10 protein-coding genes are annotated in these 12,876 nt (G+C 67.0%); 6 read left to right on the top strand and 4 right to left on the bottom strand.

Annotation, left to right across the window (positions count from 1 at the left end):
• Nucleotides 1–37: 37 nt before the first annotated feature.
• Complete coding sequence (locus ACOEQ2_RS05350; protein WP_419730347.1) at nucleotides 38–817, top strand: TylF/MycF/NovP-related O-methyltransferase; 780 nt, start codon at nucleotides 38–40, stop codon at nucleotides 815–817.
• A 51-nt stretch (nucleotides 818–868) separates the two neighbouring features.
• On the opposite strand, the gene ACOEQ2_RS05355 is transcribed toward ACOEQ2_RS05350, so the two are convergent.
• Entirely contained in the window at nucleotides 869–1,084 is a 216-nt protein-coding gene (locus ACOEQ2_RS05355; RefSeq protein ID WP_419730348.1) for a hypothetical protein, read from the bottom strand.
• Nucleotides 1,085–1,140: 56 nt separating this feature from the next.
• On the opposite strand from ACOEQ2_RS05355, the gene ACOEQ2_RS05360 reads away from it, so the two are divergent.
• Complete coding sequence (locus ACOEQ2_RS05360; protein WP_419730349.1) at nucleotides 1,141–3,108, top strand: tetratricopeptide repeat-containing sulfotransferase family protein; 1,968 nt, start codon at nucleotides 1,141–1,143, stop codon at nucleotides 3,106–3,108.
• 88 nt (nucleotides 3,109–3,196) lie between these two features.
• Here the strand turns inward: ACOEQ2_RS05360 and ACOEQ2_RS05365 are convergent, their stop codons facing one another.
• Nucleotides 3,197–6,094 carry a TonB-dependent receptor domain-containing protein gene (locus ACOEQ2_RS05365; protein WP_419730350.1) on the bottom strand — a complete coding sequence of 966 codons (2,898 nt, stop codon included), beginning with the start codon at nucleotides 6,092–6,094 and terminating at the stop codon, nucleotides 3,197–3,199.
• A 488-nt stretch (nucleotides 6,095–6,582) separates the two neighbouring features.
• Between ACOEQ2_RS05365 and ACOEQ2_RS05370 the strand changes: the two genes are divergently transcribed.
• Nucleotides 6,583–7,716, top strand: a complete 1,134-nt coding sequence (locus tag ACOEQ2_RS05370; RefSeq protein ID WP_419730351.1) for an OmpA family protein — start codon at nucleotides 6,583–6,585, stop codon at nucleotides 7,714–7,716.
• A 97-nt stretch (nucleotides 7,717–7,813) separates the two neighbouring features.
• Here the strand turns inward: ACOEQ2_RS05370 and cysK are convergent, their stop codons facing one another.
• On the bottom strand, nucleotides 7,814–8,797 hold the full coding sequence (cysK, locus tag ACOEQ2_RS05375) for a cysteine synthase A (RefSeq protein WP_419731143.1): 984 nt from the start codon (nucleotides 8,795–8,797) through the stop codon (nucleotides 7,814–7,816).
• Between the two features lie 205 nt (nucleotides 8,798–9,002).
• Here cysK and ACOEQ2_RS05380 point away from each other — a divergent pair, with 205 nt between their 5' ends.
• Both ACOEQ2_RS05380 and ACOEQ2_RS05385 read left to right on the top strand, forming a co-directional pair.
• Nucleotides 9,003–9,452 carry an RrF2 family transcriptional regulator gene (locus ACOEQ2_RS05380; RefSeq protein WP_419730352.1) on the top strand — a complete coding sequence of 150 codons (450 nt, stop codon included), beginning with the start codon at nucleotides 9,003–9,005 and terminating at the stop codon, nucleotides 9,450–9,452.
• A gap of 174 nt (nucleotides 9,453–9,626) precedes the next feature.
• The gene (locus ACOEQ2_RS05385) at nucleotides 9,627–11,369 is read left to right on the top strand and encodes an NADPH-dependent assimilatory sulfite reductase hemoprotein subunit (RefSeq protein WP_419730353.1); all 1,743 of its coding nucleotides are present in this window, start codon (nucleotides 9,627–9,629) and stop codon (nucleotides 11,367–11,369) included.
• Nucleotides 11,370–11,384: 15 nt separating this feature from the next.
• Here ACOEQ2_RS05385 and ACOEQ2_RS05390 read toward each other — a convergent pair whose 3' ends face one another.
• On the bottom strand, nucleotides 11,385–11,909 hold the full coding sequence (locus ACOEQ2_RS05390; RefSeq protein WP_419730354.1) for a hypothetical protein: 525 nt from the start codon (nucleotides 11,907–11,909) through the stop codon (nucleotides 11,385–11,387).
• Nucleotides 11,910–12,352: 443 nt separating this feature from the next.
• On the opposite strand from ACOEQ2_RS05390, the gene ACOEQ2_RS05395 reads away from it, so the two are divergent.
• Nucleotides 12,353–12,868, top strand: a complete 516-nt coding sequence (locus tag ACOEQ2_RS05395; RefSeq protein WP_419730355.1) for a hypothetical protein — start codon at nucleotides 12,353–12,355, stop codon at nucleotides 12,866–12,868.
• Nucleotides 12,869–12,876: the final 8 nt, after the last annotated feature.

Consider the following 12,876-nt stretch of genomic DNA (forward strand, 5'->3'; position numbering starts at 1 on the left):
TAGGCGGCTGATGCCTTATGGCCGGACCGACCCAGGAGTGAAGACCATTTCCGACCTCGCCCAAGTCTCGGCTCTCGCAGTGCCGCGTATCGCCGCCACCCCCGCCGCGCGCAGCCGCACCGCCCGCTCGCAGGCGGCCCTGCACCGGCTGTTCGCACGCAGCCGGGCGATCCGCCGCCTCACCGTCGGCACCCTGGCACGCATCGAGCTCGGCATCCTCGGCGGCCACAAGCAGCGCCCGACGATGCAGCTGATCCGCAGGGTGCGCGGCGAACGTGAGAGCCTGCTCAGCGGCAACGAGGCGTTCATGATCCACTCGCTGGCGCGCACGCAGCGTGCTGTGGGTGGCGTGATGGCCGAGGTCGGCGTGTTCCAGGGTTGCTCGGCGAAGCTGATCAGCCTGGGTGCGAAACCCGACGAGCTGCATCTGTTCGACACCTTCGAGGGTCTGCCTGAACCGGATCGTGCCGAGCGCAAGTCGATGCGCCGGGGTCATTACGCGGCGTCGCTCGAGGCGGTGCAGGCGTATCTGGCGGACCAGCCGAACCTCGTGTTCCACAAGGGCATGTTCACCGGCCGCGACGTCGCGTGCGCAGACCGGAAATTCTCGCTGGTGCATCTCGATGTCGACCTGAAGGACGGCACGCTGGCCTGCCTCGAGTTCTTCTACCCACGCATGCTGCCCGGCGGCATCATCGTCAGCCACGATTATTCGTATCTGGCCGGCGTGCACGAGGCGTTTGACGAGTTCCTGGCTGACAAGCCGGAGCGCGTCGTCGAGCTGCCCACGTCGCAGGCGATGCTGATCAAGAGCTGAGCTGCTTTCGATATCCCCGGCGCGTCGTGCAGGCGCGCCGGCAGACGTGCCCTAGTGGCCGCCGTACGCAGCCGGCCCACCGGCATTCGACTTGATCGACGCGTCGCCCATGCCGTTGCCGTTGACGCCGGTATCGGTGCCCGACAGCATGCTCCCGGTCGAGGCCGCCTCCTGATGATGCATGGACGGCGTGTAGGTATTGTCGCAGGCGGCGACGCCAAACAGGCAGACCAAGCCGGCCATCACGGCAACAACCTTGTTCGTCATTCGTGGTACTCCATTACATGTAATGAAGAGTAGCGTCATGCAGCCCATCCCTGTCCATGGCAAGTGAAACGTCGGACTCGCGAGCCCGTGCAGAGGCGGTAGCATCGTTCCAGATCGGCAACTACAAGCTGGCGGTGCGGCTGCTGCCCCCCGTGCTGGCGCGACATCCCGCCGACGTGCTTCTGCTGCGGCTGCATGGCATGGCGCTGGTGCGGGCCGGCGCCGCGGCCGACGGGGTGCCGTATTTGGCTCAGGCGGCGCGGCTGGCCCCGGGCGATGCGCTGTCCGCGACCTGGCACGGGATCGGTCTGCATTCGGCCGGACATCATGCCGAGGCCGCACGGGCGCTGCAGACAGCATCCGCCTTGGCACCGGGCGATCCGGCGCCGCTGATCCACCTGTCACGTGCCCTCTTGACGCTCGGCCAGCCGCAGGAGGCCCTTGCCGCCGCCCGGCGCGCCGTGTCGCTCGCACCGCGGCTGCTCGATGCGGAGCGTGCCGCCCGGCTGTCGGAGCTGGCGGTTCTGCAGGCAACCGCCACGACCACGCCGGCCGCCCTGGCAGAGGCCTGGCTGGCGCTCGGCCGGATCTGCATGCGGCTGGACAAGGTGATGGATGCACGCGCGGCCTTCACCGAGGCGCTCGGCCTGCAACGGCTGCATCCGGAGGCTGCGTGCGAGCTGGCCCTCGTGGAGCATCTGTGCGGCCAGCCGATGGCCGCGACCGCGCGACTGCAGGTGCTGCTGGACCGCGAACCCGGATGCCTGACGGGCCGCCTCGCACTTGCCAGCCGTTTGCTGCTCGAGGACGGGGCCGCCGCCGCCCTTGCCCTCCTGGACGCGGCGACACCGGCCGACGGCGCGCTGCGAGCCCATTGGCACGCGCAACGGACGCAGGCCCTGATCGGGCTCGGGCGTGACGAGGCCGCGTCCCGCGAGCTGGCTCTGGCCGAACGGCACCGACTGCCGGAACTGGAGCTCCTGCTGACATGGCAGCGCTTCGTGCTGGCGCGGCGGCTCGGACGACCGGAGGCAGCGGTGTTCGCCGACCGGGTGACGCGCCTGGCCACGATCCGCGAGGCTGGCACGCTCGAGCAGCGGATCGACGCGCATTTCGACCTGGCCGACCTGGCGCGGCTGGAACATCGGCACGCGGCGGCATTCGAATACGTTCAGCGCGGCCACGCACTCCTGCGCGCCGCACAACCCTTTTCGCGCCTTGAGCACGAGCAGCATCTGGGCGCGATCATGCGCAGCTTCGACGCGAACCGCCTGGCCAACGGCGCACGCTCGACCGCGGGCGATCCGGCGCCGGTTTTCATCGTCGGGCTGCCGCGTACCGGCACCACCCTGCTGGAGCAGATCCTCAGCGCGCACCCGATGGTGCATGGCGCCGGAGAGCGCCTTGCGATCCGCGAGACGCTCGTGCGGCTTACCGGAACCACCGGCGCCGTGACGGCAACGACGCGCGCGGCTAGCCTGGACGCGGCGGCGCTGACTGCAGCCTCGGCCGACTATCTGGCGGAGTTGCATGCGCTGGCGCCGGATGCGGCACGGGTGCTGGACAAGATGCCGGACAACGTCTTCCAGCTCGGCTTCATCGCAACGCTGCTGCCGGGTGCGCGGATCGTGTGCTGTACGCGCGATCTTCGCGATGTGGGTGCCTCGATCTTCCAGCACCGTTTCATCGGCCACCATCCGTACGCGCACGACCTGGCCGATCTGGGCTGGTACATGGCCGCCCAGCAGCGCCTGCTGACGCATTGGCAGTCGAGCCTGCCATCGCCGATATTGATGCTCGATCATGCAGACTGGATCGGCGATTTCGACGCCACGCTGCGTCGCGTGCTGGCGTTCCTGGATCTGCCGTACGATGCCGCCTGCGAGCGGTTCTTCGAACAGGACCGACGCATCGGTTCCGCCAGCCGAGCCCAGGTGCGGCGTCCGATCAATGCGGACGGTGTGGGACGCTGGCGCCTCTGGGCCGAACAGCTCGCACCCATGCTGCACGAGCTGCCGCGGTAGAACCGCCGGCCTGTCTGCACGAAACGCGAAAGGCCGTGCGACCCCAAGGTCGCACGGCCCTCCGTCATATCAGGCTATGGTCAGGCGATCAGAACTTGACCTGCAGCCTCGCATAGAACATGCGGCCGTAAACATCATAGACGTTGGAGGCGGTGTTCTCGCTGCCGTCCAGTGCGAAGGGCGGCGTGCGGTCGAACAGGTTGTCGATACCGGCGACCAGCCCGACCTTCTTGAAGTTATAGGTCGCAACGATGTCGTGGTAGAAAACCTCGTTGGTCTTGTAGAACCGCTCCTGCGCCGCGTTGAAGTTCGTGCCGCCGGTGTTGTAGGTCATCCCGTCGATGTAACGGGTCGTCCAGCTGAAGCTGAACGGTCCGTGCGCGAAGGTGCCGGTGACGTTGTCGCGAATGACCGGCACGCCGACCGGATAGAGCCCGCCGCCCAGCACGGTGTTCAGCGTGCCCTTGAGGTTGAGGAACTGGCCGCCGCTGACCAGCTGTTCGGTATAGCCGATGGTGTCGACCAGTTCGTTGCTGATGCTGATGCTGTTGTGGCCGCGCAGCTTGATCAGGTAGTTCATGTTGAAGTCGATGCCGTTCGTGCGCGTCACACCGAGGTTCTCGTACGGGCCGTTGGCAAGCTGGAGGTTGCCCGAACCGTTACGCGTGCCGGACTGCGCGCAGTACGGGCTGCTCAGGTTCACGCTGGTATAGCACTGGTCCTCGATGAACTGGACCGGCACTTCGCTGATCGAGTTGTTGATCGACGTATGATAGTAGTCGATCTCGGCCGAGAAGTTCGGCAGGAAGCGCGGCGTGAGCACGGTGCCGATGGTGTAGGTGCGGGCAGACTCAGGCTGCAGGTTGGGATTGCCGCCGTTGATCGTCGGGATCTGGTCGCCGGTCTGCTTGTAGCCTGCGGGAAGCTTCTGCGTGGCGCAGTTTGCGGCGACGATGCCGTTGGCAGCGCCATAGTTGCCGATCTGCGCGGGCGTGCAAGGGTCGTTACCCTGCTCGAAGTTCAGGAAGTCGCCACCGAACGCCTCCTGGATCGCCGGCTGCCGGCTCGAAGTTCCGAGGTTGGCGCGGAAACGGATATCCTGGGTCGGCGACCAGTTCAGCCCGGCCTTGAAGTTCTGCACGCCGCCGAAGGTGTTGTAGTCGGACCAGCGACCGGAAATGTCCGCGGACAGATCCTTCGCAGCGAACACGTTCTTCAGGATCGGGATGTTCAGCTCGCCGAACACCTCGCCGACATCGAAGCCGCCGCCGGTCGGCGCTTCCGCAGCCGCGGTCGAGGCGCCGGACTCGGTGATCGGGTCGGGATGATAGGAACCGCTCTCCTGGCGATACTCGAAGCCGACCGCCAACCCCAGCGGGCCGTACGGCAGCTTCAGCAGCTTGTTGTTGGTGATCGTGCCCCCATAGTCGCGGAACTGGTAGAACGCGTTGGAGCTGTCGAGGTACGAGACGTAATTCTTCGCCGCCTGGCTGATGTTTCCGGCACCGAACGGGTTCAGCAAGGCGCAACCCTGTGCCGCGTTGCAGAGGCTGGCGTTGTACGGGTCGTTGGGGTTGCCGTCGGACCCGAGCGCGTTCTCGAAATTATTCGCGTTGATCGAGTTCCGGATCTGCAGCGTGGTGTCGGAATAGCCGTAGGTGAAGTAGGAGTCGTAGTTCCAGTTCCCGGTGATGTTGCCCTTGGCGCCGATCGTGGCCTGCCAGGTATCGGTCCCGGTCGTGTATTGGCGCGTGCCGATATCGGTTGTACGACGGTAGCCGGAGAGCGGCTCGTCGATCCCGAGCGCCTCCGCGTACGGGTTACCCTGCGGGATGACCAGCGAGGTGCCGTTGTTCGGATTGCCGGTGACCGGCTGGCCGGACAGCTGCTCCTCGGTGTTCTTGTGAGTGTAGTACGCCGACCCGTAGACGGTCAGATGATCGTTGACGTCGTAATGCGTCTGGGCGGCGAGGTTCGACTGCGACTCGAAGTCGGACAAGTACGTGTCGTGGCCGTAATCGTAACGGCCGTTGATGTTCGGCGTGGCACCGTTGGCGCCCTGGTAGCCCCCGAATGGCTGCGGCTGCCCGTTGATCACGGTTCCACCGGAGTTTCCGGCAAATGCGGATTCGGCGGCGTTGCTGGTGCCTGAGCCGAAATACCGGCCGGCCACTGGAATGCCTGAGCCAATATCGTAGGGCTGGCCGGGGCCTTCGTCACCGGCCACGACCGGATCGGCCCAGTCGCGATCCTTCTGCAGCACCGGCTGGCGCTGCAGATAATGTCCGCTGATCTCGAGGTTGCCGCGGCCCTGCGCGAAGTCGAAGCCGGTGATCCCGGAGATGTCGCCCTGCTTGTCGTCGCCCGACGCGGTGATGTTGCCGCCCAGGTTGATCTGGGTGCCCGAGTAATCCTTCTTGGTGATGATGTTCACCACGCCGGCTACGGCGTCGGCGCCATAGATGGTGGAGGCGCCGTCCTTCAGGACCTCGATGTGGTCGACCATCTGGATCGGAATGGTGTCGAGATCGACGCAGTCGTCGCCGGCGCCGTAAGCAGAGTGGACGTAGCGGCGGCCATCCACCAGCACCAGCGTGCGGGTGATGCCGAGGTTGAACAGGTCGATGCAGGACGATCCGTTGGCGCCGTTGTTGGTGCTGGCGTAGTTGCCGGAACTGCCGACGGCGGCGACCTTGCGGAGCACGTCCTCGACCGTCTGCGAGCTGGACTGCTCGATCTGCTTCGCCGTGATGACCGTGATCGGCGCCTCGCTCGTCACGTTGCTGGTGCGCAGCTTCGAGCCGGTGACCACGACGTCCTCGACGGGACCGCTTGTGCCGTTGAGGGTCGAACCGGCCGTGGCGGCGAGCGGGGTTGCGGCAATCTGGGCGAAGGCCGGGGCTGCGCCGAGCACCGGTGCCAGGGCCAGTGCCGCGATGGACCCAGCAAGACCGGTTCGCCGGGTGAAATAACTTGGACGTGTCATCTTCGTAACTCCAGATCCCGCTCTCGGAGCGGTCAGACGACAGAATGTAACCGTGAAGGCCGTGCCTCGGATGCTGCATCTCCTGACCGGGTCGGTCGCGTAACATCGAACACCCTAGTCGCAGTCAGCAGCAATCGTTTGCAACAGGCCCTTCAGACGATGGGTGGAGCCGCACCGAGGGATGTCTCGGCAAGTTGCGGCTTGTGACGGCAGTTAAAGTTCAGACAGCCCACCTATGCAATCCCTGCATGGGACCAGGTTACACTTCCGTCATCCTGACGTTGCTCAAAGGTCACACCCGGCGGAGGTGTGAGCCGGAAGCGGGCGTTCCGCGGCAACATGTGCCCGACTGCGTGCCCTGCCCGGCAGGCGGTGCTTCTTCCCGGCGGAAAAACCAGCTACGTCGAACAATGGGAACGGCCCTGGGCGGCCGTCTGGATATCGCGCATGGCCTTCGCCGGCTTGTGCGAGCGGAGGGGCCTCTGACGATGACAAGACGGATCTGGTTGCTGGCGGGTGCAAGCCTTGTGACCGCGGCCTCGGCGGTCTCCCACCAGGCAAAGGCACAGCCGGTTCAGGGCCTGTATGCCGCTGTCGCCGGTGGCGCGAACCTGGCGCAGGACCAGACCGTGCGGCTCTCGGCCCAGGCCCCGAGCGGGGAGTTGCGCTACGGCCCGGGCGAGGCCGGCGTCGGCAGCGTCGGCTGGGGCTTCGGCAACGGCCTGCGGGCGGAAATCGAAGGCAACTTCCGCCAGGACACGCTGCAGCATTTTCGCGGCACCAGCTTCCCGACGCTGGCCGGCGGCAACCAGGACAGCTACGGCGCGATGGCCAACGTCCTGTTCGACATGGATATCGGCAAGAGCTGGCTGTTCCCGTATTTCGGCGTTGGCGCCGGTTACGGCTGGACGCATTCCCAGCTGCATTATGCCGGGGTGAACGATGCCGAGCGGATCGGCGGCACCAGCGACGGCAACTTCGCCTACCAGGGCATCTTCGGCCTCTCGGTGCCGGTGCCGTGGGTGGTCGGGCTATCGACCACGCTCGAGTATCGCTTCTACTCGATCCTCGGGCCGCAGCGATTCACCGGCGACGAGATCGGCAACGAAGGGGGCTTCGGCACCAAGGCGTACGGCACCTCGCGCGGCAACCAGGACATCACCAGCAACTACAACCACACCTTCCTGTTGGGCGTGCGCTACGAATTCAACCCGGCCCCGCCGCCACCGCCGCCGATGTCACCCGCCGTGCCCGCGGCGCCTGCTCCGAGCGAGGCACGCACCTACCTGGTGTTCTTCGATTGGGATCGCGCGGACCTCACCGGCCGCGCCCGCGAGATCGTCGCCCAGGCCGCGCAGGCCTCGACGCACGTGCAGACCACCCGCATCGAGGTCGACGGCTACACCGACAACTCCTCGATCCATGGCGGCACGCGCGGTGCGGCCTACAACCAGGCGCTGTCGATCCGGCGGGCGAAGAGCGTGCAGACCGAGCTGGTGCGGGACGGCGTGCCGAACGCCGCGATCGACATCCACGGCTACGGCGAAACGCACCCGCTGGTCGCCACCGGCCCGAACACCCGCGAGCCGCAGAACCGTCGGGTCGAGATCATCCTGCATTGAGCTCGCGAAGGGCGGTCGAGATCATCCTGCATTGAGCTCGCGAAGAGCCGGCAGGATCATCCTGCATTGATCTCGCGACGTGGTGCGCCGGCCGGGGTCAGCCCAGGCCGGCGAACAGCGATGTGGACAGATAGCGTTCCGCGAAGGACGGGATGATCACCACGATCTGCCGGCCGGCATGCTCCGGCTTGCGGGCAAGCGTGAGGGCTGCATGCAAGGCGGCGCCCGAGGAGATGCCGATCGGCAGCCCCTCCATCCGCGCGCATCGCCGTGCGGCGGCGATCGACTCGCGTTCCGAGACCGTCAGCACCCCATCCAGCCCGTCCAGGTCCAGCACGCCCGGACAGAACCCCGGTCCGATACCCTGGATCCCGTGCGGCCCCGGCTCGTCGCCGTTCAGCACGGCACTCTCCGACGGCTCCACGCCATACACCACCAGGCCGGGCTTGCGTGGCTTGAGCGCTCGCGCGATGCCGGTGGCGGTGCCGCCGGTGCCGATCCCGGCGATCACGATATCGACCCGCCCCTCGGTATCGACCCAGATCTCCTCCGCAGTGGTCGCGGCATGGATGTCGGGGTTCGCGGGATTGTCGAACTGGCGCGGCATCCAGGAATTCGGCGTGCTGTCGAGGATCTCGTTGGCACGCGCGATGGCGCCGGCCATGCCGAGGCGCGACGGGGTGAGCTCGAGCTGCACATCCATCAGCCGCAGCATCTTGCGCCGCTCGACCGAGGCGCCCTCCGGCATGGTCACGATCAGCCGGTAGCCGCGCGACGCCGCCACGAACGCCAGCGCGATGCCGGTATTGCCGGAGGTCGGCTCGACCAGCACGGTGCGGCCCGGGGTGATGATGCCGTCGCGCTCCGCGGTGAGCAGCATCGCCGCCCCGATCCGGTCCTTGACCGAGCCGAGCGGGTTGAAGAATTCGAGCTTCAGCGCGACGTCCGCGACCAGCTCATCCTCGCGGGTCAGCCGGGGCAGCCGAACCAGCGGCGTGCCGCCGATGGTCTCGACGATGCTGTCATAGATGCGTCCGCGCGGTGCGGCGAACCCGGTGAAGCCGGGCGTGCCGGAGACGATTTCAGGCTCGCCCGCATGCGACTGCGTGGCGATGAGCTCTTCGTGCCGTTGGATGCGTGCCATGTCGAGGATATAGCACCGATCTGCGTCGTGGATAAGGAAGGCAAGCCATGATACGACAATCTCGCGGACGGATGGCGGGGGATTCGGGCAGGCAAGCCTGGTGGCAGGGCCGGCGCGAGCGAGCGATTGGAGACCACAGGAGATGCTGCTTCGGCGTGACAGGGCAATGATTGCGGTGCTGATCATGCTGGACGTCGCCTTCCATGCCGGTCGTGCCGGGACCGTCAGCGCCGCCGATATCGCCGAGCGGGCCGGCCTGGCGCGGCGCGGCATCGAGCCGCTGCTGCAGACCATGTCGCGTTCGTCGCTGCTGGAGAGCGTGCGTGGTCCGCGCGGCGGCTACCGGCTGGGCCGGCCGCGACGCGACATCCGCCTGTCGGACGTGATCGAGACGGCGGTGTCGGAGGATGCGGCGGGCGAGGATGGTCCAGTCGGCGACCTGTTCGCGCGCGTGGTCGAGCCCTGTTGGCGCAACCTCGACGACGCGCTGCGTGCTCAGCTGCACGATCTGACGCTCGACGACCTGGTGCGCCGCGCCGAAACGGCCGGCCTGAGGCGCCCGCTCGCCGAGCCGATCAGCTTCTCGATCTAGGACCGCCGCCAAAAACCACTATGTCGTGTTGTGGTGAATCGACCACCCCTGGCGAACTGGCAAATCACTGCCGGCGTCATCATCTCCTGATGGCACGAGTGACGTGGCGGCAGGACCGTCGGTTCATCGTTGCCGGGGCCGGCCCCGGATTTTTGCCCAGTCAGGATCAGTGCAGTGCCCGACCAGATTGCTCCCGTCTCCCTGCCCACCGCAGCACCGAAGAAGCTCACCGGGGTGGAGACGCTCAAGCAGACCAGCCACGGCCTGCGCGGTCGCCTTGCCGAGGAGCTCGCCGAGGGCGGCATCCAGGTCAGCGAGGATGCCTACAACCTGCTGAAGTTCCACGGCAGCTACGAGCAGTTCGACCGTGACACCGCCACCGCCCTGAAGCAGCAGAAGCTGGAGAAGGAATACCAGTTCATGGTGCGCGTGCGGATGCCGGGCGGCATGCTCACGGCGGCGCAGTATCTCGGGCTCGACCGGCTGGCCGACGACTATGCCAACGGCACCATCCGCATCACCACGCGCCAGGGCATCCAGTTCCACGGCATCCTGAAGGGCGACCTGAAGCCCTCGATCGCGGCGATCAACCACACGCTGCTGACGACGCTGTGCGCATGCGGCGACGTCGTGCGCAACCTGATGACAACCTCGGCGCCACGCAACGATGCGCGCCACCAGCGGCTGCGCGACGATGCCCGGATGCTCTCGGCCGAGCTGCTGCCACGCAGCCGGAGCTATTACGAGATCTTCCTCGACGAGCAGCCGGTCGCCGGCACCGACGAGACCGAAACGCTGTACGGCGCCACCTACCTGCCGCGGAAATTCAAGATCGGGCTGGCCACGCCGGACGACAACAGTGCCGACGTGCTCGCCAACGACCTGGCGATCATCGCGCTGTTCGAGCCGGACGCGCAGGGTGTCGACCAGCTGATCGGCTACAACATCGCGGTCGGTGGCGGACTGGGCATGACCCACAACCGTGCCGACACCTATCCGCGGCTGGCGACGCCGATCTGCTTCGTGGGGCCGGATCGGCTGCTGGCGATCGTCGAGGCGGTGATCCGGCTGCAGCGCGACAATGGCGACCGCACCGATCGCCGTCGCGCGCGGCTGAAATACGTGGTCGATGATCGCGGCCTGGCCTGGGTGAAGCAGACGCTGGATGGCTATTACGGCGAGGTGCTGGAGCCGGCGCGCGACATGCCGCGGCTGCATATTCCCGAGCTGCTCGGCTGGCACGAGCAGGGCGACGGCCGCTGGTGGCTCGGCGTTCCGGTGCCCTCGGGGCGGATCCAGGATACCGAGGCGATGCGGCTGCGGACGGCGCTGCGCCAGGTGGTCGAGCGGTTCGGCGTCGATCCTATCATGACCGCACAGCAGGACATCCTGCTCTCCAACATTCAGGACGCCGACCGTGCGGCCATCGACGCGATGCTGGCGGAGCATGGCGTAGTCCCGGCAAGCGACCTCAGCACGTTCTCCCGGTTCGCCCTCGCCTGCCCGGCCCTGCCCACCTGCGGCCTGGCGCTGACCGAGGCGGAGCGGGTGCGCGAGCCGATCGTCGCCAGCCTGGAGGCGCTGCTGCGCCGGCACGATCTGCAGGATCGGCGCATCAGCCTGCGCATCACCGGCTGCCCGAACGGCTGCGCGCGCTCCTACTCAGGCGATATCGGCCTGGTCGGGCGCGTCCCGGGCCATTACGCGATCTATGTCGGCGGCGATTTCGACGGCCACAGCCTGTCGTTCAGGCTGCACGAGCGGGTGCCGGAAGCCCGCCTGGGCGAGAAGTTCGCGCCGCTGTTCGAGGCCTATGCGGGCCAGGGCCTGCCGTCGGAAGGCTTCGGCGAGTTCTGCACCCGGGTCGGCCGCGACGCCCTGTTGGCCCTCACCGGGGACGCGGCTCCGGACGCCTGATCGGCCGACGACCCGTCAGGACGCGGACGAGCCTGACGTGTGGTGCTTCGGCTTCTTCTTGGCCGCGGCCTTGTGCGTGCCGGCGCTCGGCGGCGCAACATACGGAACCACCGCAGGTGCCGGCCGGGGAACGCCGGTCGCGTCCACCATCGCAGTCACCTGAAGCGACTGACGCCGGCCGCCTGCGGTCGGGATCAGGCTCACGGTGAAGCTGTCCGGCCCGGAATAGGCAGTGGTCGCGGTGTAGTTCACCAGCGTCTGGTTGTTGTAGTTGTAGATGAACGCCTTGCCGTTGACCGGCAGGGTCTGCAGCAGGAACGAGGCGTAGGCGGTGCCGTCCGGCTGCGAAACGGCCACGGTGCAGAGCCCGTCATCGGACCGGACCGCCATGGTGGTGCTGCGACCCGCCGGCCCGGCAACGACCGGCGCCACGGTGCAGACCGCGGATCGCTTCAGGTAGCCGAACGGGTTGGGAGCGATCGCCGCTTCGGGCTCCGGCGCCGGACGATGCGCACATCCGGCGATCAATACGCCGGTCATCAACAGGGATGCAGCAGCTCGCACGTGCACTCGTCAGCTCCGAAATCTGGCAGCCCGCGCCACCTGCGGGGGACAGTGCCTTAGGGCAAAACGCGCGACTGCGGAAGTCCGCGATGCCGGCCGGCAATGTGACCGCATCCCGCGCCACCGCCGCTTGTCCGGCCGAATGGAGCGAGCTAAACCCGGCGCGCAGCAGGCCCGTCCTCGATTGCCGCAATTCGATGCAGTTCCGCCACACTCGTTCCACAGTTCGGTGTTATTGCACGGATAATGCTTGCGAAACGGGATGTTACAGCGGCAACTTCGCTCGTCAGTTGAGCGGGAGCTGCCGTATCCCGCGAAACACTTCCCTGCCGTCACGGCTCGGTCCGGAGAACGTCATGTCTTTACTCATTGGGCGCGTCGGTTTCGAACGCCAAGCCACGGCCAGGCGAGGCGGACGGATGCTCGCAGCGGCCGGCCTGGCTGCCGTGCTGCTGTCCGGTCAGGCCCTCGCTGCGGGCCAGTGCGGAATTTCGTCCGCTCGCCAGGCCTTCGACGTGCAGGGGCTGAAGAGCGAGTTGATGGTCACCGCCCTCTCCTGCAACGCGCAGGATCGCTACAACGCCTTCGTCGAGAAGTTCCGTCCCGACCTGACGGCCCAGGAAGCCGCGCTCAACAGCTATTTCCGCACCACCTATGGCCGCGGCGCGCAGACCGCACATGACGACTACATCACCCAGCTGGCGAACGCCCAGTCCGAGCGCGGGCTGAAGGCGGGTGTCGCGTTCTGCCAGCAGCGGGTCAGTATGTTCGACGAGGTCGCGGTGCTCGACAGCGCATCCGATCTCGGCGGCTACGCGGAGGCCAAGGACATCGTCCAGCCCGCCAGCTACGAAACCTGCGCGGCTCCAACGGGACTCGACCGTCCGGCGCGTGTCCGCCGCATTCGTGCCGTGAGCCGCGCGCACAAGGGCTGATCCAACGT

The sequence above is a fragment of the Lichenicola sp. genome (assembly GCF_965198575.1).
In the GTDB taxonomy this organism is placed as follows: domain Bacteria; phylum Pseudomonadota; class Alphaproteobacteria; order Acetobacterales; family Acetobacteraceae; genus Lichenicola.